The organism is Streptococcus oralis (genome assembly GCF_003942585.1).
Taxonomy (GTDB): domain Bacteria; phylum Bacillota; class Bacilli; order Lactobacillales; family Streptococcaceae; genus Streptococcus; species Streptococcus oralis_BE.
In genome coordinates this window covers 22,723-49,505 of record NZ_RJNK01000009.1, presented here as the reverse complement: position 1 = coordinate 49,505, position 26,783 = coordinate 22,723, and the positions used below count along the sequence as shown (strand labels likewise).

General features: G+C 41.7%; 28 protein-coding genes. 23 read left to right on the top strand and 5 right to left on the bottom strand.

Annotated elements, in window-relative coordinates; genetic code table 11:
• Positions 1–994: hypothetical protein (locus D8862_RS09755; protein ID WP_260467920.1), on the bottom strand; the 994-nt coding region annotated here is incomplete at its 3' end.
• A 34-nt stretch (positions 995–1,028) separates the two neighbouring features.
• Between D8862_RS09755 and D8862_RS09750 the strand changes: the two genes are divergently transcribed.
• The 21 genes from D8862_RS09750 to D8862_RS08500 all read left to right on the top strand — a co-directional run bounded on the left by D8862_RS09750 (position 1,029) and on the right by D8862_RS08500 (position 22,387).
• The gene (locus tag D8862_RS09750; RefSeq protein WP_260467919.1) at positions 1,029–1,949 is read left to right on the top strand and encodes an LPXTG cell wall anchor domain-containing protein; all 921 of its coding nucleotides are present in this window, start codon (positions 1,029–1,031) and stop codon (positions 1,947–1,949) included.
• Between the two features lie 654 nt (positions 1,950–2,603).
• A complete protein-coding gene (locus D8862_RS08590) occupies positions 2,604–4,562 on the top strand; it encodes a peptide ABC transporter substrate-binding protein (protein ID WP_093584389.1) in 1,959 nt (652 codons plus the stop codon).
• A 145-nt stretch (positions 4,563–4,707) separates the two neighbouring features.
• A complete protein-coding gene (locus tag D8862_RS08585) occupies positions 4,708–5,802 on the top strand; it encodes a cystathionine gamma-synthase (RefSeq protein ID WP_125449989.1) in 1,095 nt (364 codons plus the stop codon).
• Positions 5,803–5,809: 7 nt separating this feature from the next.
• Entirely contained in the window at positions 5,810–6,976 is a 1,167-nt protein-coding gene (locus D8862_RS08580) for a MalY/PatB family protein (RefSeq protein ID WP_125449987.1), read from the top strand.
• A 92-nt stretch (positions 6,977–7,068) separates the two neighbouring features.
• Positions 7,069–10,164 (top strand): DEAD/DEAH box helicase, encoded by a 3,096-nt coding sequence (locus D8862_RS08575; RefSeq protein ID WP_125449985.1) that lies wholly within the window; start codon positions 7,069–7,071, stop codon positions 10,162–10,164.
• A gap of 47 nt (positions 10,165–10,211) precedes the next feature.
• Positions 10,212–10,823, top strand: a complete 612-nt coding sequence (locus D8862_RS08570; RefSeq protein ID WP_125449983.1) for a cystathionine gamma-synthase — start codon at positions 10,212–10,214, stop codon at positions 10,821–10,823.
• Between the two features lie 11 nt (positions 10,824–10,834).
• The gene (gene murC / locus D8862_RS08565) at positions 10,835–12,169 is read left to right on the top strand and encodes a UDP-N-acetylmuramate--L-alanine ligase (protein ID WP_125449981.1); all 1,335 of its coding nucleotides are present in this window, start codon (positions 10,835–10,837) and stop codon (positions 12,167–12,169) included.
• A 9-nt stretch (positions 12,170–12,178) separates the two neighbouring features.
• Positions 12,179–12,646, top strand: coding sequence for a GNAT family N-acetyltransferase (locus tag D8862_RS08560; RefSeq protein WP_125449979.1), 468 nt, complete (start codon positions 12,179–12,181; stop codon positions 12,644–12,646).
• Positions 12,643–13,131 carry a GNAT family N-acetyltransferase gene (locus D8862_RS08555; RefSeq protein WP_125449977.1) on the top strand — a complete coding sequence of 163 codons (489 nt, stop codon included), beginning with the start codon at positions 12,643–12,645 and terminating at the stop codon, positions 13,129–13,131. The genes D8862_RS08560 and D8862_RS08555 overlap by 4 nt, the downstream gene beginning before the upstream one ends.
• 62 nt (positions 13,132–13,193) lie before the next feature.
• Positions 13,194–14,888, top strand: coding sequence for an endolytic transglycosylase MltG (mltG, locus tag D8862_RS08550; RefSeq protein ID WP_125449975.1), 1,695 nt, complete (start codon positions 13,194–13,196; stop codon positions 14,886–14,888).
• Between the two features lie 63 nt (positions 14,889–14,951).
• Positions 14,952–15,434: a transcription elongation factor GreA gene (gene greA, locus D8862_RS08545; RefSeq protein WP_125449973.1), complete on the top strand. Its 483-nt coding sequence runs from the start codon at positions 14,952–14,954 to the stop codon at positions 15,432–15,434.
• A 76-nt stretch (positions 15,435–15,510) separates the two neighbouring features.
• Positions 15,511–16,875 (top strand): amino acid permease, encoded by a 1,365-nt coding sequence (locus D8862_RS08540; RefSeq protein ID WP_185760856.1) that lies wholly within the window; start codon positions 15,511–15,513, stop codon positions 16,873–16,875.
• A 99-nt stretch (positions 16,876–16,974) separates the two neighbouring features.
• Positions 16,975–17,385, top strand: a complete 411-nt coding sequence (locus D8862_RS08535) for a GNAT family N-acetyltransferase (protein WP_125449971.1) — start codon at positions 16,975–16,977, stop codon at positions 17,383–17,385.
• Between the two features lie 59 nt (positions 17,386–17,444).
• On the top strand, positions 17,445–17,816 hold the full coding sequence (locus D8862_RS09745; RefSeq protein WP_260467918.1) for an HAD family hydrolase: 372 nt from the start codon (positions 17,445–17,447) through the stop codon (positions 17,814–17,816).
• 8 nt (positions 17,817–17,824) lie between these two features.
• Positions 17,825–18,040 carry an HAD-IA family hydrolase gene (locus D8862_RS09740; protein WP_260467917.1) on the top strand — a complete coding sequence of 72 codons (216 nt, stop codon included), beginning with the start codon at positions 17,825–17,827 and terminating at the stop codon, positions 18,038–18,040.
• Between the two features lie 146 nt (positions 18,041–18,186).
• On the top strand, positions 18,187–18,396 hold the full coding sequence (locus tag D8862_RS08525) for a helix-turn-helix transcriptional regulator (RefSeq protein WP_001107502.1): 210 nt from the start codon (positions 18,187–18,189) through the stop codon (positions 18,394–18,396).
• Entirely contained in the window at positions 18,386–18,859 is a 474-nt protein-coding gene (locus D8862_RS08520) for a DUF6773 family protein (protein WP_125449969.1), read from the top strand. Before D8862_RS08525 ends, D8862_RS08520 begins: the two co-directional genes overlap by 11 nt.
• The gene (locus D8862_RS08515) at positions 18,849–19,337 is read left to right on the top strand and encodes a DUF6773 family protein (RefSeq protein ID WP_125449967.1); all 489 of its coding nucleotides are present in this window, start codon (positions 18,849–18,851) and stop codon (positions 19,335–19,337) included. Before D8862_RS08520 ends, D8862_RS08515 begins: the two co-directional genes overlap by 11 nt.
• A 116-nt stretch (positions 19,338–19,453) precedes the next feature.
• Positions 19,454–20,914, top strand: coding sequence for a nicotinate phosphoribosyltransferase (locus D8862_RS08510; RefSeq protein ID WP_125449965.1), 1,461 nt, complete (start codon positions 19,454–19,456; stop codon positions 20,912–20,914).
• Positions 20,911–21,735, top strand: a complete 825-nt coding sequence (gene nadE / locus D8862_RS08505) for an ammonia-dependent NAD(+) synthetase (protein WP_125449963.1) — start codon at positions 20,911–20,913, stop codon at positions 21,733–21,735. The genes D8862_RS08510 and nadE overlap by 4 nt, the downstream gene beginning before the upstream one ends.
• Positions 21,736–21,841: 106 nt before the next feature.
• Entirely contained in the window at positions 21,842–22,387 is a 546-nt protein-coding gene (locus tag D8862_RS08500; RefSeq protein WP_125449961.1) for a GNAT family N-acetyltransferase, read from the top strand.
• A gap of 58 nt (positions 22,388–22,445) precedes the next feature.
• On the opposite strand, the gene D8862_RS08495 is transcribed toward D8862_RS08500, so the two are convergent.
• Genes D8862_RS08495 through D8862_RS08480 form a run of 4 tightly spaced genes read right to left on the bottom strand, consistent with a single transcriptional unit; the run spans position 22,446 to position 25,531 of the window.
• A complete protein-coding gene (locus D8862_RS08495) occupies positions 22,446–22,901 on the bottom strand; it encodes an 8-oxo-dGTP diphosphatase (protein WP_125449959.1) in 456 nt (151 codons plus the stop codon).
• A gap of 10 nt (positions 22,902–22,911) precedes the next feature.
• A complete protein-coding gene (locus D8862_RS08490) occupies positions 22,912–23,433 on the bottom strand; it encodes a DUF1697 domain-containing protein (RefSeq protein ID WP_125449957.1) in 522 nt (173 codons plus the stop codon).
• A 13-nt stretch (positions 23,434–23,446) separates the two neighbouring features.
• Entirely contained in the window at positions 23,447–24,628 is a 1,182-nt protein-coding gene (gene aao, locus D8862_RS08485) for an aminoacetone oxidase (RefSeq protein ID WP_125449955.1), read from the bottom strand.
• 57 nt (positions 24,629–24,685) lie between these two features.
• Entirely contained in the window at positions 24,686–25,531 is an 846-nt protein-coding gene (locus D8862_RS08480) for a DegV family protein (protein WP_125449953.1), read from the bottom strand.
• 124 nt (positions 25,532–25,655) lie between these two features.
• Here D8862_RS08480 and D8862_RS08475 point away from each other — a divergent pair, with 124 nt between their 5' ends.
• Together D8862_RS08475 and D8862_RS08470 are read left to right on the top strand one after the other, a co-directional pair.
• Positions 25,656–26,213, top strand: coding sequence for a TetR/AcrR family transcriptional regulator (locus tag D8862_RS08475; RefSeq protein ID WP_125449951.1), 558 nt, complete (start codon positions 25,656–25,658; stop codon positions 26,211–26,213).
• Positions 26,214–26,231: 18 nt separating this feature from the next.
• Positions 26,232–26,699 carry a deoxycytidylate deaminase gene (locus D8862_RS08470; RefSeq protein ID WP_000136990.1) on the top strand — a complete coding sequence of 156 codons (468 nt, stop codon included), beginning with the start codon at positions 26,232–26,234 and terminating at the stop codon, positions 26,697–26,699.
• The last annotated feature ends 84 nt before the right edge of the window (positions 26,700–26,783 follow it).

Here is a 26,783-nt window from a genome sequence, read left to right as displayed (position 1 = left end):
AATCAGCAAGCACAAGCTTGAGCAACAGCGTGTCTGCTTCAATCAGTGCTAGCCAATCAGCAAGCACAAGCTTGAGCAACAGCGTATCTGCTTCAATCAGTGCATCTGAATCAGCAAGCACAAGCTTGAGCAACAGTGTATCTGCTTCAATCAGTGCATCTGAATCAGCAAGCACAAGCTTGAGCAACAGCGTGTCTGCTTCAATCAGTGCTAGCCAATCAGCAAGCACAAGCTTGAGCAATAGCGTGTCTGCTTCAATCAGTGCTAGCCAATCAGCAAGCACAAGCTTGAGCAACAGCGTGTCTGCTTCAATCAGTGCTAGCCAATCAGCAAGCACAAGCTTGAGCAACAGCGTGTCTGCTTCAATCAGTGCTAGCCAATCAGCAAGCACAAGCTTGAGCAACAGCGTATCTGCTTCAATCAGTGCATCTGAATCAGCAAGCACAAGCTTGAGCAACAGTGTATCTGCTTCAATCAGTGCATCTGAATCAGCAAGCACAAGCTTGAGCAACAGCGTGTCTGCTTCAATCAGTGCTAGCCAATTAGCAAGCACAAGCTTGAGCAATAGCGTGTCTGCTTCAATCAGTGCTAGCCAATCAGCAAGCACAAGCTTGAGCAACAGCGTATCTGCTTCAATCAGTGCATCTGAATCAGCAAGCACAAGCTTGAGCAACAGTGTATCTGCTTCAATCAGTGCATCTGAATCAGCAAGCACAAGCTTGAGCAACAGCGTATCTGCTTCAATCAGTGCATCTGAATCAGCAAGCACAAGCTTGAGCAACAGTGTATCTGCTTCAATCAGTGCATCTGAATCAGCAAGCACAAGCTTGAGCAACAGCGTATCTGCTTCAATCAGTGCTAGCCAATCAGCAAGCACAAGCTTGAGCAACAGTGTATCTGCTTCAATCAGTGCATCTGAATCAGCAAGCAACAACTCAAGTAGTACTTCAGTTTCAACAAGTACTTCAGTAAGCTTGAGTAACAGCGTAAGCACATCTACATCACTTAGCAATAGCGTTTCAAGTAGTTTGAGTACAAGTGCGTCACAACAATCTAACTCATTCAGCTATAGTAAGGGTGATCCAACAAGCGAATCTAAGCCAGAGTTTAACCTTCCTAGCTACCTTGAATCTGTAAGTGCAAGTGAATCAGTTTCACTCAGCAAATCAGTAAGTGTGTCATTGAGCGATAGTACTTCAGCATCAATCAGCGCAAGTGAGTCAGTCTCAACAAGCACAAGCTTGAGTGACAGCATTTCTGCATCAATCAGTGCAAGCAACAACTCAGGTAGCGGTTCAGGTTCAACAAGCACAAGCAATGGCTCAGCTAGTCAATCAGCTAGCGCATCAGTATCTGCAAGTCAAAGCACTTCAGCGTCTGTATCAGCTAGCCAATCAGCTTCAGCTTCAATCAGTGCAAGCAACAACTCAGGTAGCGGTTCAGGTTCAACAAGCACAAGCAATGGCTCAGCTAGTCAATCAGCTAGCGCATCAGTATCTGCAAGTCAAAGCACTTCAGCATCTGTATCAGCAAGCCAATCAGCTTCTGCTTCAATCAGCGCAAGCAACAACTCAGGTAGTGGTTCAGGTTCAACAAGTACAAGCAATGGTTCAGGCAATGCCTCAACTTCAGCAAGCTTGAGCAACAGCGTAAGTACTTCAATCAGTACAAGTGAATCAGTTTCAACAAGCACAAGCTTGAGCAATAGCGCAAGTACCTCAGCTAGCTTGTCTGACAGTGCTTCAATCTCAAGTGCATTGAACCACTCACAAGCTCCTGCACAACAACCTGCTGGACCAGGACGTTCAAACGGTAGAAAACTTCCAAATACAGGAACTGCAAGTAACCATTTTGCTGGTCTTGGATTAGGAGTAGCTGCCTTGGCAACTGCCTCTCTTCTTGGCAAGAAGAAGAAATCAGCAGCTTCTGAAATGGATTTAGAAGACTAAGTCCCAAAAATCGACTAAAATGGAATTGTTGATATCATTTTAGCGATGAAAAAACAAGAACCCCAGATGGCCTAAGGCTATCTGGGGTTTTTGGCTGACTCTTTGTCAACTGTAGAGGGTGACATCTAACTAAGCATGAGAGAGGATCAGATTGGTTCTCTCTTTTCTAACATTCAAAGTAACGAGAATTATCATTCTAAATTTTTGAAATTTTGAAAATCAAATACTAGACATCTTATATTCTTACTAATTGCTTCCAACTTAGTATTGAAATGAAGGGATTCAAGGATATTATTGATATAGGATTTAGATTTAAGAAAAGTTTGAAATAGCGTCTGAAAAGGAGTGGATACCCCATCAATTTTATTTTTGATGGATTTCCATTTCTAAACCTCCCAAAGAACTTAATGATGTCTTACTGTTTATTAATCACAGTCAAAAAGAATATCCAAATTACAAGACAGCTTTTAAAGCACTTAGGAATAAGAGGTAAAAATATTACACTACTCATTGCATATACCTAACGAAATAGATAAAATTCTAAAATTTGTAGAGAAAATAATATAATTCCGACCTTTTGTGACAGGAATTGCTTGACTAAATAAAACCAAAGCTGTATAATAAGACAAAACTTTAAAACAGGAGGTTCTGGAAATGAAAAAGTCTAAGGCCAAGTATCTGACACTGGCAGGTGTCGTGTTAAGCGCAGGTATCCTATTGAGCGCATGTGGGAACTCAGCAAGTTCATCTAAAACATATAACTATGTCTATTCTAGTGATCCATCTAGTTTGAACTATCTAGCAGAGAACCGTGCAACAACCAATGATATTGTTACCAATTTGGTTGATGGTTTGATGGAAAATGACCAATACGGTAACTATGTTCCATCATTGGCAGAGGATTGGACCGTTTCTAAGGACGGTTTGACTTATACCTACAAACTTCGTAAAGATGCTAAGTGGTATACATACGAAGGTGAAGAATACGCCCCTGTAACTGCTCAAGACTTTGTGACAGGTTTGAAATATGCGGCAGATAAAAAATCTGAAGCCTTGTACTTGGTTCAAGACTCTGTAGCAGGTTTGGATGACTATATCAACGGAAAAACAACTGACTTTTCAACTGTCGGTGTTAAGGCGATTGATGACCAAACAGTTCAGTACACTTTGACTCGACCAGAACCTTACTGGAATTCTAAAACAACTTCAACCATTCTCTTTCCTGTTAATGCTGATTTCTTGAAATCAAAAGGAGATGACTTTGGTAAGGTGGATCCTTCTAGTATTTTGTACAGTGGACCTTTCTTGATGAAATCCTTTGTTTCAAAATCTGTTATCGAATACAAGAAAAATCCGAATTACTGGGATGCTAAAAATGTCTTTGTGGACGATGTGAAATTGACCTACTATGATGGAAGTGACCAAGATGCCCTAGCACGTAACTTTACAGAAGGAGTATACAGCTACGCACGTCTCTATCCAAATAGCTCAAGTTTTGAAGGGATTAAAGAGAAGAATAAAGACAATATCATCTACAGCATGCAAGATGCCACTTCTTTCTACTTGAACTTTAACCTGGATAGAAAATCTTATAATTTCACTTCTAAAACGACTGACATCGAAAAGAAATCTACCCAAGAAGCAGTTCTGAATAAAAACTTCCGCCAAGCTATCAATTTTGCCTATAACCGTACGGCCTATGGGGCACAATCTCAAGGGGAAGACGGAGCAACGAAGATTATTCGTAACCTGGTTGTACCTCCTACATTTGTAAGCATCAACGGAAAAGACTTTGGTGATGTTGTTTCAGAAAAGATGGTTAACTATGGCCAAGAATGGCAAGGAATCAACTTTGCGGATGCGCAAGACCCATACTACAATCCTGACAAGGCTAAAGCTAAGTTTGCGGAAGCTAAGAAAGAACTAGAAGCCAAAGGCGTTCAGTTCCCAATTCACTTGGATAAGACTGTAGAAATGACCAATAAGACAGAAATTCAAGAAATTAGCTCAATGAAGCAATCCATCGAATCTGTTCTTGGAACTGAGAACGTGGTTATCGATATCCAACAACTGTCAACAGAGGATTATGATAGCTCTGGTTATTTAGCTCAGACAGCAGCCCAGAAGGATTTTGACCTTTACAATGGTGGTTGGAGTGCGGACTACTTGGATCCATCAAGCTATCTTGATATCTTAAATGTCAATAACGGTGGTATGTTGCAAAACCTTGGTCTAGAACCAGGTGAAGTCAATGACAAGGCCAAGGCAGTTGGACTTGATACCTACACTCAAATGTTGGAAGAAGCGAACAAGGAGCAAGATCCAGCAAAACGTTATGAAAAATATGCTGAAGTTCAAGCTTGGCTCGTTGATAGCGCCCTTGCAATTCCAAACGTTTCTAAGGGTGGAACACCTAGCTTGAGAAAGATAGTTCCATTCTCAGCACCATTCTCACAAGCCGGAAATAAGGGTGTCGAATCATACAAGTACCTCAAGTTGCAAGATAAGACTGTAACGACTGATGAGTATGAAAAAGCTAAAGAAAAATGGCTGAAAGAAAAAGAAGAATCCAATAAAAAAGTCCAAGAAGAACTGGCAAAACACGTTAAATAACCAGTCTATTCAACAGGATAAACGATAGTTTCTCAGGAAGCTATCGTTTTTGTATAGTTTGAAACTATAACTAGCTCTTGAAAAGAAGAAAATGAGTTAGTGAAAATAAGTGGTACAATAGTTACTATAGATTTGGAGGTATTGCATGAGTAAAGAACTACACATCAACACAATTTTGGCCCAGGCGGGAATCAAGTCAGATAAGGCAACAGGTGCCTTGGTAACTCCGCTTCATTTTTCAACAACTTATCAGCATCCAGAGTTTGGCCAGTCTACTGGATTTGACTACACGCGCACTAAAAACCCAACTCGCAGTAAGGCGGAGGAAGTCTTGGCTGCGATTGAATCAGCAGACTATGCCCTAGCGACGAGCTCAGGTATGGCTGCGATTGTACTGGCCTTTAGTATCTTTCCAGTAGGAAGTAAAGTCTTGGCTGTGCGCGATCTGTATGGGGGTTCTTTCCGGTGGTTCAACCAAGTGGAGCAAGAAGGCCGTTTCCATTTTACCTATGCTAATACTGAAGCAGAGTTGATTGCTGAGCTGGAAAATCATGTGGATGTTCTCTATATCGAAACGCCAACCAATCCGTTGATGTTGGAATTTGATATTGCAAAACTAGCCCAAATAGCTCACGCTAAGGGTGCCAAAGTAGTCGTAGACAATACCTTCTACAGTCCGATTTACCAACGACCGATTGAAGATGGTGCAGATATTGTTCTTCATTCAGCCACCAAATACCTAGCAGGGCACAATGATGTCTTGGCTGGGGTAGTTGTGACTAATAGTTTAGAACTATATGAACAACTGTTTTACAATCTCAATACAACAGGTGCTGTCTTGTCACCATTTGATAGTTATCAGTTGATTCGTGGTCTTAAGACCTTGTCTCTGCGCATGGAGCGTTCTACAGCCAGTGCCCAAGAAGTGGTTGCCTTTTTGAAGGATTCACCTGCTGTCAAAGAAGTGCTCTATACAGGACGTGGGGGTATGATTTCCTTTAAAGTAGTGGATGAAAAACGTATTCCTCATATTTTAAATAGCTTGAAAGTATTCTCTTTTGCGGAAAGTTTGGGTGGGGTGGAGAGTCTCATTACCTATCCTACGACTCAGACTCACGCTGATATTCCAGCAGAAGTGCGCCATTCCTATGGCTTGACAGATGACCTCTTGCGCTTGTCAATCGGAATTGAGGATGCTAGAGATTTGATTGCGGACTTGCGCCAAGCTTTGGAAGGATAAGACAGATATGGGAAAATATGATTTTATAAGCCTGCCCAATCGTTTTGGGCACCATACCTATAAATGGAAAGAAGCGGAAGCTGATCGAGAAGTTCTACCAGCCTGGATAGCGGATATGGACTTTGTGGTTTTGCCTGAAGTTCGACAAGCTGTACAAGCCTACGCAGATCAGTTGGTCTATGGCTATACTTATGCAAGCGACGCTTTGATTGAGTCGGTTCAAGAATGGGAAGCCAGTCAACACGGGTATCACTTTGACAAGGATGCTCTCGTCTTTATCGAAGGAGTGGTACCAGCTATTTCAACAGCCATTCAAGCCTTTACAAAAGAAGGAGAAGCTGTTCTGATTAACACACCAGTCTATCCACCTTTTGCTCGCAGTGTCAAACTGAACAATCGCCGATTGATTACCAATTCTTTGGTGGAAAAGGATGGGCTGTTTGAGATTGACTTTAATCAGTTGGAGAAGGATATAGTGGAAGAGGATGTGAAGCTTTATATCCTTTGCAATCCTCACAATCCTGGTGGACGTGTTTGGGAAAAGGAAGTGTTAGAAAAGATTGGTCATCTCTGCCAAAAACACGGTGTCTTGTTGGTTTCAGATGAGATTCACCAAGATTTGGCCCTCTTTGGTCACAAACACCAGTCTTTTAATACCATTGATCCAACTTTTAAAGACTTTGCCCTTATCTTGAGTAGTGCCACTAAAACCTTTAATATTGCTGGGACCAAGAATTCCTATGCAGTTATTGAAAATCCAAAGCTTCGTGTGGCTTTCCAAAAACGCCAGTTGGCCAATAACCAGCATGAGATCTCAGGTTTGGGTTATTTGGCGACAGAAGCTGCCTACCGTTATGGCAAGGACTGGTTAGGAGAGTTAAAAGAAGTCATCGAGGACCACATTAACTATGTAGTGGATGTTTTGGGCAACGAAACCAAGATTAAGGTCATGAAACCACAAGGTACCTACTTGATCTGGCTTGATTTTTCAGCCTATGATCTAACGGATGATTGCTTGCAAGAGCTTTTGAAGAATGAAGCCAAGGTCATCTTGAACAGAGGTTTGGACTTTGGGGAGGAGGGAACTCTTCATGCCCGCCTCAATGTAGCCATGCCGAAGTCAGTATTGGAAGAGGTTTGTCAACGCATCGTGACCACTTTTGCTACACTTTAAAAATCCAGCCTTCTAGGAGAAAAGTCTTCCTAGAAGGCTATTTTCATAGGGGAAAATGTGGTATAATGAAGAGATAAGATAAAGGGGTAACTATGGCTAAATTGATTCCAGGAAAGTTGCGCATGGAGGGTGTTACTCTCTATGAGAAGGGCAAGATTGAGATCATCAAGGAAAAGGGGAATCGCCTCTATACTCGTGTGGCGGGAGAAGACTTGCGCTACAGTTTAGAGGATGATCTTGTTTTTTGTGCTTGTGATTTTTTCCAAAAAAGAGGTTACTGTGTTCACCTAGCAGCGCTCGAGCATTATCTGAAGAACGATGAAGAAGGCCAGGTGATTTTACAAGCCTTAGAAAAAGGACATGAAGAGCAAGAAGAGGTCGAAACCAAGGTTAGTTTTGGTGATAGTTTTTTGGAGCGTATTCAACCTCAGAAGAGAGAAAAAATCTACACTTTGTCGGCTCAAGGCCAGGTTGAAGCTGGGACCAATCGCCTCCTTTGGACTCTCCGAATCGGTTTAGTTGATAGTCAAAAATATTATGTCATTCGTGACATCCCTCTCTTTTTGAAGGTCTTAGTCCATCGAAAGCCATATATGATTGGGAAACACTACGAGAATGACTTGTCTTGGAATGCTTTTGATACAGCTAGTCAAGATGTTCTTACTTTCTTATGTGGCTTGATTGAGGAGGGACTGAGTCAAGATCTCTTTTTCCCCAATCAAGGTCGTCACCTCTTTTTTCCTCTGACCTTTTTTGAGCAGGGAGTGGAGTTGCTGATGAACTTGGAAGATTTTCATTTTGAGCACCAGATTACTAGTTATGAAAATCTTCTCTTTCACGATTTAGATCCGGCAGCGAATCTTTTCTCTTTTTCTGTGCAGGAGTATCCCGATTATTTTGAGATGGAGATTTCTGAGACTGAGCGGGTTAACGTATTCTATGGGGGAGCGGTTCTCTTTCGTAAGGGGAATGTTTATTTCTTGACCCCTAATCAGATAACTCTTTTGAAGGAACTCAAGGAGCTCCCTCGGGAGGAAAGAGGGAGAAAATGCCTCCAGTTTGACAACAGTGATCGTGACCGCCTAGCCGCCTGTCTGCCTTTGTTTGGGCAACTGGGTACAGTTTCTGCTCCTGAGCGCTTGCAAATCAGACCCTTCTCACCAATCTTTTACTTTGATAGGGAGGATGATGGTCGCATCCGCTTGGATATCCAATTTGACTATGGAGATGTTAAGGTGACTAGTCGTCAACAGCTGGAACAATTACCTTTTTCAAGCGATGCTGTCTTGGAAAACCAGCTATTTCAAGTCTGTTTAGGGGCTGGTTTTGAGGCTGATTTTCAGTCTTGGAGACAGGCTTTGAAGCCAGAGGCAGTTTATTCTTTCTTTCACCATACGATTCCTGCTTTTGAGAAGTTGGGTCAAGTTTTCTTGTCTGATGAGATGAATCAGCTCTACAGTGTCCAAGCTCCTCAGGTTCAGATCGAGTCTAAGGGGGGACTGTTGGAAATCCAGTTTGACTTCCAAGGGATTGCCCAAGAAGAGATTGATCAAGCTCTTAAAGCCCTGACCAGCAATCAGGATTTCTATATCAGTTCTTCTGACCAAGTGTACTTTTTTGATGAGGAAACCAAGCAGATTCGTCAAAATTTGCAGGAACTGGGGGTTGAGCTAAAATATGGTTCTTTCCAAGCGCGAAAATCCCTAGCTTATAGCCTTTCTCAGCTTTTTGAAGGTCGAGACAGGATTTCCTTCTCGGAAGAATTTCAGCATTTAGCTCATGATTTAACCCATCCAGAGGATTTTCCTTTAGGAGAGGTACAGGTTCAAGCGAGTTTGAGAGACTACCAGGAAAAGGGTGTTTGTTGGCTCCAAATGCTACATTACTATGGTTTTGGTGGCATTCTGGCAGATGATATGGGACTGGGAAAAACACTGCAAACTATTGCTTTTTTGACTAGTCAGGTGACCGAAGACAGTCGTGTCTTGATTTTGGCGCCGTCAGGTTTGATCTACAACTGGGCAGATGAATTCAGGAAATTTGCCCCACAGTTGGATTTGGTTGTCGTGCATGGTTTGAAAGCGAATCGAGAAGCGATTCTTTCTGAAAATCACCAAATCTATGTAACTAGCTATGCTACCTTTCGTCAAGACAGCGAGCTTTATCAAGAGATGGACTTTGATTTTCTCTTCTTAGATGAAGCCCAGGTCATGAAAAATGCTCAGACTAAGATTGCTCAGAGTTTGCGCCAGTTCGTGGTGCCAGCAGTCTTTGCTTTGTCAGGTACGCCCATCGAAAATCATTTAGGAGAGTTGTGGTCTATCTTTCAAATTGTACTTCCGGGGCTCTTACCTAACAAGAAGGAGTTTATGAAATTACCGGCTGACCGAGTCGCGCAGTTTATCAAACCCTTCGTCATGAGGCGTAAGAAAGAAGAAGTCCTAACAGAACTACCTGATCTGATCGAAGTTGTCTATAAAAATGAACTGGAAGACCAGCAGAAGGCCATTTATCTGGCCCAGTTGCAACAGATGCGAGACCGCCTAGCCCAAGTGACAGATCAAGAATTCCAGAGAAGTCGGGTAGAAATCTTATCTGGTCTCATGCGATTGCGCCAGATCTGCGATACGCCAGCTCTCTTTATGGACAATTACCAAGGAGCCAGTGGTAAATTGGATAGTCTCCGAGATTTATTGCTACAAGTGGCTGCTGGTGGGCATCGGGTCTTGATTTTCTCCCAGTTCAAAGGAATGTTGGAAAAAATCGAGCAAGAGCTCCCAAATTTGGGCTTGACTTCCTTCAAAATTACGGGCTCAACTCCTGCTCAAGACAGACAAGAGATGACAAAGGCCTTTAATCAGGGAGAAAGAGACGCCTTTCTCATCTCTCTGAAGGCAGGTGGTGTCGGTCTTAATCTAACGGGAGCTGATACCGTCATCCTAGTGGACCTCTGGTGGAATCCCGCTGTCGAAGCCCAGGCTATCGGACGAGCCCACCGCATGGGGCAGGAGCAGATGGTCGAGGTCTATCGTTTGATTACCAAGGGAACCATTGAAGAAAAGATCCAAGAACTTCAAGAACAAAAGAAACATTTGGTTTCCCAAGTTTTAGATGGTACGGAGTCGCGTGCGAGTCTCAGTTTGGCAGAAATTCGTGAAATTTTGGGAATTTCTGAAGCCAGCACTTGAAAAATCAAGACAATACGCTATAATGAAGTGTTGAAAGGAAATACAAAATGAAACAAGATCGATTTCCATTGGTGTCAGATGATGAGATCATGCTGACCAAAATGCCAGTCATGGACTTGTACGATGAGTCAGACTTTATTAGCAATATCAGAGGTGATTACCGAGATAAAAATTATTTAGAATGGTCTCCTATCAATGAGGAAGAAACCGTAGTTTCTCCAGTGGTTAAAAAGGAGTCAAAACCAGGCCCAGAACCTAAAAAAGTTGAAAAAACGTATGCTGAATTGGCTAGAGAAGAGGCGCGTGCGGACTTGAAGAAGAAACGTTCAGCCAAGTATTTGACTCAGGATGTTAGTCATACCAGACGACACAATGGTTCAACACTTGTTCGTCAAGGAAACCAACCAACAGCACCATTTCAAAAGGAAAATCCAGGTGAGTTTGCCAAGTTTAGCAAAAACTTGATCCAGTCTCACTATATTCTAGCTGAAGAGGTTGGCCAAGTGGCGACTCCAACTCCGAAAACCCAAACGGGAAAAAATAAAAAGAACAACTATGATTTTCTGAAGAAGAGCCAAATTTATAATAAAAAGAATAAGAAAACAGATCAGGAACGTCAGGTTGCCCAAGAGTTGAATCTGACAAGAATAACTGAGTAGGGGAGAAAAGCATGTCAAAAACATATCATTTTATTGGAATCAAGGGATCAGGGATGAGTGCCTTGGCCTTGATGTTGCATCAAATGGGGCGTAAGGTTCAAGGGTCAGACGTTGAAAAGTACTACTTTACTCAACGTGGACTAGAGCAGGCAGGAATTGCGATTCTTCCTTTTGATGAAAAGAACCTACAAGGTGATGTGGAGATTATCGCGGGGAATGCCTTCCGTCCAGATAACAACGTTGAAATCGCCTATGCAGATCAAAATGGTATCAGCTACAAACGTTACCACGAATTCCTAGGTAGCTTTATGCGCGACTTTGTCAGCATGGGAGTGGCAGGAGCACATGGGAAAACTTCAACGACTGGTATGTTGTCACACGTCTTGTCTCACATCACAGACACCAGCTTCTTGATTGGTGACGGGACAGGTCGCGGTTCAGCTAATGCCAAATATTTTGTCTTTGAATCAGACGAATATGAGCGTCACTTCATGCCTTACCACCCAGAATACTCTATCATCACCAATATTGACTTTGACCATCCAGACTACTTTACAAGTCTAGAGGATGTTTTCAGTGCCTTTAACGACTATGCCAAACAAATTAGTAAAGGTTTGTTTGTTTACGGTGAGGATGCTGAGTTGCGTAAGATCACAGCTAATGCGCCAATCTATTACTATGGTTTTGAAGCTGAAGGCAATGACTTTGTAGCTAGTGATCTTCTTCGTTCAACAACTGGTTCAACCTTTACAGTGCATTTCCGTGGACAAGAGTTGGGTCAATTCCACATTCCAACCTTTGGTCGTCACAATATCATGAATGCGACAGCTGTTATTGGTCTTCTTTACACAGCAGGATTTGATTTGAACTTGGTGCGTGAACACTTGAAAACCTTTGCGGGTGTCAAGCGTCGTTTCACTGAGAAAATTGTCAATGATACAGTGATCATTGATGACTTTGCCCACCATCCAACAGAAATCATCGCGACCTTGGATGCGGCTCGTCAGAAATACCCAAGCAAGGAAATCGTAGCAATCTTTCAACCGCATACCTTTACAAGAACCATCGCCTTGTTGGATGATTTTGCCCAAGCCTTGAATCAGGCAGACGCAGTCTACTTAGCGCAAATCTATGGATCAGCACGTGAGGTAGATCACGGAGATGTCAAGGTAGAAGACTTAGCCAATAAAATCAACAAGAAACACCAAGTCATCACAGTTGAAAATGTTTCTCCACTCCTAGATCATGACAATGCTGTTTACGTCTTTATGGGTGCTGGAGACATCCAAACCTATGAATATTCATTTGAACGTCTCTTGTCAAACTTGACAAGCAACGTCCAATAAGGAAAAAGAATGGAAATTCCAATCACCATAGGACGGGCTACATTATCGGATTTAGAAGAAATTGTAGCAATTGAAGAAGCCAATTTTTCATCAGAAGAGGCAGTGAGTCGACAATCCTTAGAAGAGTGTATCCGCAAGTCTGCGGGTACCTTTCTTGTAGCTAGGGATGAAAATCAGCTGGTGGGCTATGTTTTAGGAGAGTCTCAGTCTCTCCATCCCACATGGATAGAAATAAGATCATTAGCTATTCATCCTGACCATCGCGGGCAAGGCTTGGGAACTCTTCTCCTTGCCAGCTTGAAACAAGTGGCTGTAGAAGGAGGAGTCAAGTGCCTTCGCCTGACTTGCCCTGATGACCTCCTCTCTTACTTTGAGATGAATGGCTTTGTTGAGGAAGGAGTGCCAGAAAATCATTATGGTAGTGGTTCTGGTTGGCAGCTGATTTGGGCCAATCCTTTTTATCAGGAGGAAATATGAAAATCAGACAAGCAAGATTTTCGGATTTAGATCGGATTTTAGCGATAGAGCTGGAGAATTTCTCCTTTGAAGAAGCCATTCCTCGTTCGGTCTTTGAGGCACATTTGCGGGAAATTCAGACCAGTTTTCTGGTAGCTGAAAAAGAGGGGCGTATTCTTGGTTATATTGAAGGTCCAGTCGTCCCACACCGCCATCTACATGATCAGTCCTTTACGGAAGAAGTAGAGGACCATAGCCATCGATCTGGTGGTTATATCTCAGTAACGAGCCTGTCGGTAGCCAAGGAGGCACAAGCTTTGGGCGTGGGAAAAAGACTGTTAAGGGCTCTAAAAGAAGTCGCTTTGGAACATGAACGAGAAGGCATTAACCTGACTTGTCATGATTATCTTATCTCATATTACGAGAAACATGGTTTTGTCAATGAAGGACTATCCCAATCTACCTATGCAGGTGAGACCTGGTATAACATGGTTTGGAAGCCTTGAAAACAAGAAATATAGTTGGAGAAAGGTATATTTTGTTGCTTTTCTGCGACTTTTAAGATATAATGTTATGGATTGCCAACAAGGAGGTAAAGCTTTTGAGCGAGAAATCAAGAGAAGAAACGTTAAGCTTTAAAGAACAGATTTTACGCGATTTAGAGAGAGTCAGAGAGAGAGAAAGAAAGGGGAAAGAAGAGGAAAGTCCGACCACCCCAACTCCATCTTCTCAAGTAACTCCACCCGCTCCTTCTGAACAAGAACCAAATCTTGCCACAGAAGGTTTAATGGTAGACTCTCTGTCAACTGTGGATGAAATCCTTAAAAATGCCCCAAGTGTGCCACCACGCCCAAGTTTTGAATCAAGCGAAGTGATAGCACCAGAACCAGAAGAGTCAAAACTAGAAGAGTCCGCACCAGCCAAGATTGATGCTGTAGAGCCTAAAAAGGAAGACAAAGAGTTTAACACTACTCCAACTAAAGTGGCTGTTTCCTATAAAACGGATGATAATAAAGAAGAATCAGTCCCTCCTGTTGTGGAGAATGTAGTCCCTGCTCTAGTTGAGAAAGTTGATAACCTAGCGGATGCTCCACGACGCAGTCGTCGTGAAGGAACAAAGCCAGCTAAGAAAAAGAAGAAATCAAAAGCTAAAGGCTGTTTGCTAACTTTTCTAGTTCTCCTAGTGCTCGTAAGTATTGGTGGCTTCTTTGGTTATGGATACGTTCAAGAATCCTTGAAACCTGTTGATGCGAGCTCTAAGGATTATGTAACAGTTCAAATTCCAGAAGGTTCAAATATTCAAGAAATTGGGAGCACTTTGGAAAAATCTGGTTTGGTAAAACATGGACTTATCTTTAGCTTTTATGCTAAATATAAGGGCGCAGACTTAAAATCAGGTTATTACAACTTGAAGAAGAGCATGAGTACGGATGAATTGATCCAAGAATTGCAAAAGGGGGGAACTCCTGAACCACAAGAACCAGCTCTTGCAAGCCTGACAATTCCAGAAGGATATACATTAGAGCAAATCGCTCAAACAGTAGGACAACTTCAAGGTGAATTTAAAGAACCTCTTACTGCGGATGCTTTCTTGGCAAAAGCTCAAGATGAGACCTTTATCTCTCAAGTAGTAGCCAAGTATCCAAACTTGCTTGGAAGTCTACCAACAAAAGATAGCGGGGTTCGTTATCGCCTAGAAGGTTACCTTTTCCCAGCAACTTATACCATCAAAGAAAGCACTACAGTTGAAAGTTTGATTGATGAGATGTTAGCTGCTATGGATAAGGCCTTGTCACCATATTACGCTACGATCAAAGAAAAGAATCTGACTGTCAATGAATTGCTCAGCATCGCCTCTCTAGTTGAAAAAGAAGGTGCCAAGACAGAAGACCGCAAGAAGATTGCTGGCGTTTTCTATAACCGCTTGAATCTCGGTATGCCACTTCAAAGTAATATCGCTATCCTATATGCTCAAGGAAAACTTGGTCAAAAGATTAGCCTAGCGGATGATGCTGGAATTGATACAACGATTGATTCACCATACAATGTTTACACACACCTTGGTCTCATGCCTGGACCGGTTGATAGTCCAAGTTTGGATGCGATTGAAGCAAGTGTAAATCAGACAAAGAGTGAGTACTTGTACTTTGTAGCCAATGTCGAAGATGGTAAAGTATACTTTGCAACGACCAAAGAAGAACATGATCAAAACGTTGCAGAACACATCAATAGCAAACTAACCCAATCAAGTAGTTCAAACTAAAATTATGTGGTTTTCCACATAATTTTGTTTTAAAAACAAATTAAGAAAAGAAAGTTGAGAAAAATGGCAGAAAAAACTTACCCAATGACCCTTGAAGAAAAGGAAAAACTAGAAAAAGAATTAGAGGAGTTGAAACTCGTTCGTCGTCCTGAAGTGGTAGAACGTATCAAAATTGCTCGTTCATACGGAGATCTTTCAGAGAACAGCGAGTACGAAGCAGCTAAGGATGAGCAAGCTTTTGTTGAAGGACAAATTTCAAGTCTAGAAACAAAAATCCGCTATGCTGAAATCGTTAATAGCGATGCAGTTGCCCAAGATGAAGTGGCTATCGGTAAGACTGTAACGATCCAAGAAATCGGGGAAGATGACGAAGAAGTCTATATCATCGTCGGTTCTGCAGGTGCAGATGCTTTCGCTGGTAAGGTTTCAAATGAAAGTCCGATTGGACAAGCCTTGATCGGCAAAAAAACAGGCGATATTGTTACGATTGAGACACCTGTTGGTAGTTACGATGTCAAAATTTTAAAGGTTGAAAAAACAGCCTAAATAGAATGAAAATGGAGTAGTGGAGGTCTTGACTTGCTCAACTCCTTTTTGATTTTTTGAATAAACAGGAGACTATATGAGTTCAAATAAGAAAAAAAATAAAATGGAGCGTGGTTTAACCAATCGCCATGTTCAGGTGATGGCCATTGCGGGGACAATCGGAACAGGACTTTTCCTAGGTGCTGGTCGTTCTATCAGCCTTACTGGACCTTCTATCATCCTGATTTACATGATTACAGGAGCCTTTATGTTTTTGATGATGAGGGCTGTTGGAGAGATGCTCTACCAGGATCCAGAACAACATACTTTTATCAACTTTATCACCCGTCATTTGGGGAAAGGCTGGGGTTATTTCTCAGTTTGGTCTTATTGGTTGTCTGTCGTCTTTATCGGTATGGCAGAAATTACTGCGATCTCGCATTATGTTCAGTTTTGGTTTCCTAACTGGCCTAGTTGGCTGATTCAGATTGTCTTTTTAACGATTTTGGCCTTGGTCAATCTGATTGCAGTTAAGCTCTTTGGAGAAGTCGAGTTTTGGTTTGCCATGGTTAAGATTGTGGCTATTTTAGCTATGATTGCAACAGGAGTCTTTATGGTCTTGACAGGATTTGAAACGCCGCATGGGACTGCAAGTTTGGCAAACATCAGCGACCAGTTCTCCCTTTTTCCAAATGGAGTCATGAACTTTGTCATGGCCTTTCAAATGGTATTTTTTGCCTATCTGATGATTGAGTTTATCGGAGTGACAACCTCTGAAACGAAGAATCCTCGTCAGGTTTTGCCAAAAGCAGTTAAGGAAATTCCTCTCCGAATTGTCTTCTTCTATGGTGGAGCCCTATTGGCCATTATGTCTATCATTCCATGGAGAGAACTTGCTTCTTCAGATTCACCATTTGTAACGGTCTTTGAGTTAGCAGGTATCAAGTGGGCAGCGGCTCTGATTAACTTTGTCGTTTTGACGTCGGCAGCGTCTGCTCTTAACTCAACTCTCTACTCAACAGGTCGGCATTTGTACCAGATTGCTCATGACTCGCCCAATCGCTTCTTAAAAGCGATCAAGGCAGATACCCTTTCTCGTCACAATGTTCCACAAAATGCCATCATTGCTTCAGCAATTTTAATTGCTCTGGCTGCCTTTATCAATGTGTTGCCAGGCGTTTCCGATGCTTTTGCTTTGATTACGGCGTCCTCATCAGGTGTTTACATCGCGATTTATATCTTGATTATGGTGGCCCATCTCAAATACCGCAAGTCACAAGACTTCATGGCGGATGGCTACCTCATGCCACATTACCGTTTTCTAAATCCTTTGACCATGCTCTTCTTTATCTTTGTCTTTGTAACCCTCTTTTTACAAGAGTCTACCTTCATGGGGGCAGTTGGTTCTGCTATCTGGATTATCGGTTTCGGAATTTATAGCCAGTGGAAATTTAGGAAATAAATCATGAACTCATCAACTTTGCTTGGTGAGTTCTTTTTAGTTTGACAGTCTATTGAAATAAGATTATAATCAAGCTGTAACAGTTCGAAGGAGGTTTGGATGTACGTTAGATTGGAAAATAAGGAATCTCATAAAGCGCAAGAAATAGGGGATTTGATTCGTGCTTATAACCGTTCCAAAAGAGAAGAGGCTGAAAGCGAGCCACTGAATATTTATGTCGAAGACGAAAAGGGCAATCTTATGGCAGGTTTGGTAGCAGAGACTTTCGGAAATTGGTTGGAAATCGAGTATTTGTTTGTGAAAGAGGAATCGCGAGGACAGGGAATCGGTTCAAAACTATTGCAGCAAGCCGAAAGGGAAGCTAAGAATCGAAACTGTCGTTTTGTTTTCGTGAATACTTACCAGTTTCAAGCGCCAGATTTTTATAAAAGGCATGGCTACAAGGAGGTCTTTACCTTGCAAGACTATCCCTACACAGGGCAAAGATTTTATTACCAAAAGGATTTGTAAGCTGAATATGAAAGTATAAATCAAAGAGGAAATCTTCACATCACTATGGAGGTGGGCTAATGGATATAATACTAGATATGGGCAACGTCTTATTAGAATGGAACAAGGATAAGATTTTACAAGGCGTTTCGGATACGAAGAAAGATTATCTGATGTTAGATAAGACTATCTTTCAGTCGGGGCTTTGGGAAAGATTAGATCTTGGTACCATGACGAGAGAAGAATTGGTGCTTAAAGTTGTGTCGATGATTGGAAGTACCTATCAAAAGAAGGTCGAAGAAGTTATCTGGAATTGGCCTAGCTACATTGATATTTATAGGGAAGTCTTTCCTGTTTTGTCAGAACTAAAGAAAAAGGGGCATCGCATCTTTGTCTTGTCCAATACCTCAAAGGTATTTTATGACTTGCTAGAAGACCAACTACTCCCTTAAAGGAGCTTTTGGATGGTTTTGTCCTATCCTGTGATATAAAAGCTATAAAGCCTGATTTGGCAATGTTTAAGGAGATTCTCGATAAATATCAGTTAGATCCTACACACTGTGTCTTTCTAGACGATATTGAGGACAATACAAGCGTAGCTGAAAAATTGGGCATCAAGGGCTATCAGGTCAAGAAAAGAAGTGATGTCGTCGATATTTTGAAATCCTATATTTAAAGGTAACACTCTCTATTTTTTGTGGTAGAGAGTTTTTTGTTAATAAAATCTTACAAAATGACATTTATATATTGCATTAAGTTAGATATATGGTATAATGTTTTTAAAGGAAGCGCAACTTTTTAAAATGTTGAAGGAGGATGCTAGTGGCTAAAAATTTAAAATTAAAACTAGCTCGTGTGGAGCGTGATTTAACACAAGGGGATTTGGCAGAGGCTGTGGGTGTTACGCGACAGACTATTGGCCTGATTGAAGCTGGAAAATACAATCCTAGTCTCTCCCTTTGCCAGTCCATTTGCAGATGCTTAGGCAAAACATTAGACCAACTATTTTGGGAGGAAGAAGATGAAAAATAGAAAAAAACTTGTGATCAAAGATGAACGTACGGAAAAATTGGATGGAAAGATTTCAGGAGAAATTCTCTTGGGAATGTGCCTATTTTTGGCACTGGAAATTTTTGCCAAAGTTTATATTTTCAATTTAACACTTCAGTCCTATTTGCCAGAATTACTTTTATTGATTGGAGTTGGTTTGTATGCCATTATTCGCCGCATGTATGTAGGAATTGATATTCGGGATATTGTTGAGAATAATGGAAAAGAAAGAATTTTATCTGCTTTGGGATTTTCTATAGTGATTTTATTGATTGATATCGTAGGCAATCGCGAGGAACTGGTCAGTCTATTGACTTGGAAGTACTCCCTAAAAGTAGTTCTAGCAGTTATCATCTATCTCGTTGGGAGTTATTCTATGGATAGAGTTATCCTATACTTGAATCGCAGAAATCAGCAAGTTTGGGAGGAAGAAGATGAAAAATAGATTTTTTTATTATCAATTACTAGACGAAAGAGAAGAACAACTGATTAACAAAGCTGGGACAGAGTCTTTTTATATGTTTATCGGGCTCATTCTGCTAAGTTATTTGGTGGCTGTATTAGCACCTGCTCTTTTTAATCCTAATATTCTTCTGGTTACCCTTCTTTTAGGAATTTTCTTCTTTTTCAATCGTGCACGACAACTTGGAGTGACCTACTATAGTCGTTTTCATTTTACGATTGTAGGGTGTTTGCTGCTAACTCTCGCTATTACGACTCTCTTGATGTTGCAGAATTATCAATTCAATATCGAAATTTATCAGCACAATCCTCTGAACGTTAAATACTTGTCTGCTTGGGTCATTACTTATCTGATTTACCTTCCTTGGGTTTTTATCGGCAATCTCGGCCTTAAAAGTTATGGAGAATGGGCTCAAAAAAAGTATGAGCAAGATATGGATGAACTGGAGAACGGAGAATAGCTTGTTATCTTTTTATCAATCTCGGTAAAATGTGTTATAATAGTACTAATTTATCGGACGGTGTGAAAGTGGTAGAATACGTTCATACCTTTGTAAAGTAGGAAGAAGGAAAACAGATGTATCCAGATGATAGTTTGACATTGCACACGGACTTGTACCAGATCAATATGATGCAAGTTTACTTTGACCAAGGGATTCACAATAAAAAGGCGGTCTTTGAAGTTTATTTCCGCCAGCAACCTTTTCAGAACGGTTATGCAGTTTTCGCTGGTTTGGAAAGAATTGTACATTATCTTAAAGATTTGCGCTTTTCTGATAGCGATATTGCCTACTTGGAGTCGCTTGGTTATCATGGGGCGTTCTTAGATTATCTCCGCAACTTCAAGTTGGAGTTGACGGTTCGTTCTGCCCAGGAAGGGGACTTGGTTTTTGCCAATGAACCGATTGTACAGGTGGAAGGCCCTCTAGCCCAATGTCAATTGGTTGAAACGGCTCTCTTAAATATCGTTAATTTTCAAACCTTGATAGCGACCAAGGCAGCACGTATTCGTTCGGTCATTGAAGATGAACCCTTGATGGAGTTCGGGACACGTCGTGCACAAGAAATGGATGCGGCTATTTGGGGAACACGCGCAGCCGTGATTGGTGGCGCCAATGGAACTAGCAATGTGCGAGCAGGGAAGCTCTTTGGTATCCCTGTCTTGGGGACTCATGCCCATGCCTTGGTACAAGTTTATGGGAACGACTATGAAGCCTTCAAGGCTTATGCGTCAACCCATCGTGACTGTGTCTTTCTAGTAGATACTTATGATACGTTGCGAATCGGTGTGCCAGCTGCCATTCAGGTGGCGCGTGAGTTGGGTGATCAGATTAACTTTATGGGTGTGCGGATTGACTCTGGGGATATTGCCTACATTTCCAAGAAAGTTCGTCAGCAACTAGACGAGGCTGGCTTTACAGAGGCTAAGATTTATGCTTCAAATGACCTAGATGAAAATACTATCCTCAACCTTAAGATGCAAAAGGCCAAAATTGATGTCTGGGGTGTGGGAACCAAGTTGATTACAGCCTATGACCAGCCTGCTCTTGGTGCAGTTTATAAGATTGTGGCTATTGAAGATGAAAATGGTCAGATGCGCAATACCATCAAACTGTCTAATAATGCGGAAAAAGTGTCTACGCCAGGTAAGAAACAGGTATGGCGCATTACCAGTCGTGAAAAAGGCAAGTCAGAAGGTGACTACATTACTTATGATGGTGTGGATGTGAGTGACATGACAGAAATCAAGATGTTCCATCCAACTTATACCTATATCAAAAAGACTGTTCGTAATTTTGATGCTGTTCCTCTTTTAGTGGATATTTTCAAAGAAGGGAAATTGGTTTACAATTTGCCTAGCTTGACTGTGATTCAGGCCTATGCTCGCAAGGAATTTGATAAGTTATGGGATGAATACAAGCGCGTATTGAATCCACAGCACTATCCAGTAGATTTGGCCCGTGATATTTGGCAAGATAAGATGGACTTGATTGACAAGATGCGCAAAGAAGCCCTTGGTGAAGGAGAAGAAGAATGAGTTTGCAAGAGACCATTATCCAGCAACTGGGCGTCAAACCAGTGATTGATGCCCAAGAGGAAATTCGTCGTTCCATTGACTTCTTAAAGAGATACTTGAAAAAACACCCCTTCCTTAAAACCTTTGTACTAGGGATTTCTGGGGGTCAGGACTCAACCTTGGCAGGGCGCTTGGCGCAATTAGCTATGGAAGAAATGCGAGCAGAGACAGGAGATGACAGCTACCAATTTATCGCTGTTCGCCTGCCCTATGGCGTGCAAGCTGATGAAGCAGATGCTCAAAAAGCCCTTGATTTCATCCAACCAGATGTCAGTCTAGTTGTAAATATCAAGGAATCAGCTGATGCTATGACAGCTGCAGTTGAAGCGACAGGAAGTCCTGTTTCAGACTTTAACAAGGGCAATATTAAAGCTCGTAGTCGTATGATTGCCCAATATGCCCTTGCGGGTGCCCATAGTGGAGCGGTCATTGGTACAGACCATGCTGCGGAAAATATCACAGGTTTCTTTACTAAGTTTGGTGACGGTGGTGCAGACATTCTCCCTCTTTACCGCCTCAATAAACGCCAAGGGAAACAACTCTTGAAGGAACTTGGTGCAGCCCCATCCCTTTATGAAAAAATCCCAACAGCAGACCTAGAAGAAGAAAAGCCAGGTATTGCAGACGAAGTCGCACTTGGAGTCACTTACAATGAAATTGATGACTACCTCGAAGGCAAAACGATCAGCTCAGAAGCTCAAGCAACTATTGAAAACTGGTGGCACAAAGGCCAACACAAACGCCACTTACCAATTACTGTCTTTGATGACTTTTGGGAGTGAAAACCTCCAGTGGAGGTTTTCAGCCCGAGCCTAGAAATGAGGAAGTTAAGAAGGTCCGGGGGACCTTTTTAGCTTGAGCCTTAAGCTTAGAAAGCGAGGTAACATTATGAAAGCAATCGGTACGCAAATGTTACAGACAGAACGTTTAATATTAAGAAGATTTGTGGAGAGTGATGCGGAAGCCATGTTTCAAAATTGGGCTTCATCTGCTGAGAATCTGACCTATGTCATCTGGGCTCCCCATCCTGATGTTGAGGTGACTCGGAGCTCGATTCGAAATTGGGTTGCCTCCTATGCCAATCCCAACTATTACAAATGGGCCATTTGTCTAAAGGAAAACCCAGAGCAAGTGATTGGAGATATCAGCATCGTTGAAATGGATGAGATCGACTCTAGCTGTGAGGTTGGGTATGTTTTAGGAAAAAATTATTGGGGTCGTGGTATGATGACGGAGGCCTTAAAAGCTGTCTTAGACTTTTGTTTTATTCAAGCAGGTTTTCAAAAAGTCAGAGCACGTTATGCCAGTCTCAATCCAGCTTCAGGCCGTGTCATGGAAAAGGCTGGAATGTCTTATCTAAAAACCATTACCAATGGTGTGGAGAGAAAAGACTACGTTGCGGACCTTATTTATTACCAGATTAAAAAGAACTAAGAAATGACCTGGGCTTCAAAATCTAACTTTTGAAGCCCAGGTCATTTCTTCTGCTCTTTTATTTTAACTCATAAAGCCAGTCGTCGCCGTCTTTATAGTAAAAGAATTCACTGAGATCCTCTTCTAGAAACACACGAAGCATATCAGACATATCATCGGTTGCAAGTTTTAGATGAGATAGATTGTCAAAATCCTCCCACCAGACTTTCCCTTCGTCTGAAGACTGGAGTTTACCAGTAAAGTGTTCTGTCTTGTAAAAAAGGACGACATACCGATAATCCTCGTCATCGTACCAGTCTTTGATACCACAAAGTTGAGGTTTGGATATGGTTAGTCCTGTTTCTTCCTTGACTTCTCTGATAATTGCATCGGTAAAAGATTCCCCACGCTCTACATGACCACCAGGAAAAGTTATTCCGGGCCAGTCGGGATTAACTCGATCTTGAACTAGAACCTTGTTTCCGTTTTTAATCATGCACATGTTGACAAATTCGACTAATTCTCGTCTGTTCATATTGTTTTTCCTATTTTGTTAGTAACTTTTCCACTACGTTTAACTTTCGCATGGTCAAATCTATGCCAAACAGTTTTTCAAGATAGTTGGTATTGAGCTTTTTTCGTTTTGCAGTTCTAGGTAGATAGAGGTAGAGACAGTGATCGCCTACACAAATTTCTTCTTCGCCGTAGTCAGCTTTCAATTTTTCTAGTGGCAGACTTTGGATAAATCCCTGATAAAGAATCACATGTACACGATCATGAAGATAGTCTTCTCTAAATGGGTTCTCATGAACAATCTTTTCAAAATCGTTCTTATTCTTGATAACCATTTTTAAGTCGGCTCCAATTTTTTCCTTTATCAAAATATGAACGCGTTCTCGTATTTCTTCTAAATCTAAGTCACTTTCAAGAATGATATTCCCACTTTGAATATAGGTTCGAACGTGTTGAAAACCAGCTTCTGTCAGAATATCTACCAAATAAGACATTTTCGGGATAGCATTTTTTCCATTAGGAGTAACGCCTCTTAGTAAAATAATATGTTCCAAAGGACTTCCTTTCTTATTTGGTACTTATTGGATTTGAGCCTGCCACCCAGCCGGTACAGAGGGCAGAAGTGATGTTGAAGCCACCCGTGTGGGCATTGATATCCATGACCTCGCCAGCAAAGTGGAGGCCGGGAACGAGTTTGCTTTCCAGATTTTTAGGATTGATTTCTTTGAGACTGACGCCACCTTTAGTAACAAAGGACTTGGCAAGGGACATTTTTCCAACCACAGGGATTTTGAGTGCTTTGATGGACTGGAGAAGTTGTTCCCGTTCTTTTTCAGTTAGCTGTTTGACTTTTTCAGGAAATCCTTGTACAAAAAACTCAGCCAAACGTTCTGGAAGCAAAGTTTTCAAAGCATTTTTCAAGGATTTTTCCCGATTTTCTTCTAAAAATGCAGCTAAGTCCTTCTCAGAAAGTTGAGGCAAGACATCCAGTGAGAGGATCTCACCACCCTTGACAAAGCTGGACATGCGTAGGGCAGCAGGGCCAGATAAACCAAAGTGGGTAAAGAGCAAATCATGAGTGATGACATGCTTGCCATAGCTTAGGGTCACATCGTCAAGCGAAATCCCTTGCAAAGCTTTATGTGGAAAATCTGTCAACAATGGACTTTCAGCAGCTTCAAGCTCGGTAATGGTATGTTTAAAATGACGGGCAATATCGTGGCCAAATCCAGTCGATCCAGTGGAAGGATAGGATTTACCACCAGTTGTGACGATCAGTTTGTCACAAGTGAAGGTTTGATCTGCAGACTTCAGGACAAACTGGTTATCCACTTTTTTAACTGAAACAACCTCCGTTTGAGTGGCAATTTGCCCACCAAGTTCAGTGATTTTCTTCTCCAAAGCTTCAATAATGGTTCGAGACTTGTCGCTAGCAGGAAAGACGCGTCCGTGGTCCTCAACCTTGAGTTTAACTCCATTTTCCGTAAAAAAGTTGATGATATCATGGTTATCAAACTGGGAGAAGACACTGTAAAGAAAGCGCCCATTCCCAGGGATGCCAGCCAGTAGGTCGTCTAGAGTTCCATTGTTGGTTACATTACAACGACCACCACCAGTTCCAGCTAATTTTTTACCAAGTTTGCGATTTTTTTCGATGAGAAGAGTTTTCTGTCCATAAAAGCTACTAGAAATCGTAGCCATCATGCCAGCAGGCCCTCCACCGATAATAATAGTATCAAAATGTTTCATAGCTCTATTGTACCACAAAAAAAAAGAGATGCTTGGCATCTCTTGTTGCTCATAATCTTAGTTAATTTCATATCCCATCAACAGACCGCCATCTTCTGCATAGAAACTGCAGAGACCAGACGTTGGGAGGATTTTGATATTGGCTTGTGGGAATGTTTCCAGCAAGCGGTCTGACAATTGCTGACAGAATTTTTCATTGCTGCGATGAGCCATGATGATACGACCACCAGCATAGCCAGCCTTGATGAGTTCTTCATAGGCTGCTTGAAGGGACTTTTTAGCACCACGAGCCTTTTGAAGAAGCTCTAGGGTTCCAGTTTCACTTGCTTCCCCAACCATACGGATGTTGAGAAGACCAACGACCGTACCGATAAGCTTACTTAAACGGCCATTTTTAACTAAGTTATCAACCTTAGCAAGGACAAAGAGCAACTTCGTTTTTTCTTGGTAGGCTGTGATAGCTTCAACAATTTCCTCATGAGAAAGTCCTTGGTCAATCAAGTCATTGATTTTTTCGACAATCAAATCAACTTCCCCACCTGCAGATAAACTATCGATAACATGAATCTGAGTGTCAGGGTGTTCTTCGAGGTAGATATTTTTAGCGAGTTGTGCACTATTATGGCTGCCTGAAAGAGTACCAGTGATGGTAACGACAAAGATATGCTTAGCACCTTCAAATGCACGCAAGTAATCATCAGGGCTAGGGCAAGCTGATTTTGAAGCCTCAGAAGTCGCATACATGGTTTCCATCATACGATCAATGTCGAGATTAGCATCATCGATAAAGACCTGATCAGCCACTTGAATGGTTAAAGGAACACTGATAAATTCAGTATCGATAGCGGGAGTTACCAATTGACGATAATCACAACCCGAGTCAGCCACAATCTTCCAAGTCATAGAAATTCTCCATCTTTGTCACTTATACATTGACAAAGGTTCTGTCTTTTTTTACAATTATATCATGAAAGCCCTTGAAACAAAAGTACCACCTCTCTGTTGTCACAAGTAGAAAGAAATTGTTATGTCTGAACGTAAAATATCTGAAAAATCTCTTGAAAATCTCAGAAAATCCAATCAAGAATCCAATTCTTTGACCAGAGAAGCAATTGAAACAGCGCTTTTGCAACTTCTGGAGAAAAAAGACTTGGCTAAGATCAGTATTTCAGAGTTGGTCAAGCGGGCGGGTGTCTCACGCGCTGCCTTCTATCGCAATTATGATTCTAAAGAAGCAATTTTAGAAAGTGTTTTTAAACGCAGTGTTCATAATATAATGGAACAGTTGAGCCACTACGATGTCAGAACAGACCTTTATCTAGTCTGGGTTCACCTTTTTCGAGCAGCCAAGAAAGAAGCCAAGGTTATCCAACTCGCTCTGGACTACCACTTGGAAAAGATTTTTATCCAAGCCATGCAGGAATTTCTGGAAAAATACCACGGAAAATCAAAAGGTGTCAGCAGCTACCTTCATTCGTTTTGGAGCTCTGCCATCGTATCGGTTCTGCTCAAATGGATCAAGGATGGCATGAAGGTTCCAGCTGAAAAGATTGCAGATTTACGCTTGCCATTTTTCAAAAAATAGAGGACAAGGAGAAGACTTATGACAGAAAAAAGACTAGCTTGGGATGAGTACTTTGCAGCCCAGGCCTTACTGATTGCTAATCGTTCCACTTGTAAACGCGCCAAAGTAGGAGCTGTCCTAGTTAAGGACAATAAGGTCATTTCAACAGGCTACAATGGTTCCGTATCAGGAACGGAGCACTGTATTGACCACGAATGTTTGGTCATTGAAGGACACTGTGTTCGAACCCTTCACGCGGAGGTCAACGCCATCTTGCAAGGGGCTGAACGAGGGGTTCCAAGAGGATTTACAGCCTATGTGACCCATTTCCCTTGTCTGAACTGCACCAAACAACTCTTACAAGTCGGTTGCAAACGTGTAGTCTATATCAACCAGTACCGAATGGATGACTATGCCCAGTACCTTTATCACGAAAAAGGCACTGAATTAACCCATCTACCATTAGAGACTGTTCAGACAGCTCTTCAAGAGGCAGATTTGATTTAAAAATTAATAAAAATAAATGGTTTAGAAAGCTTTTTAAACCGTTTTTTGATATAATAAGAAGAATAAATTGAAAGAAGGAACTCA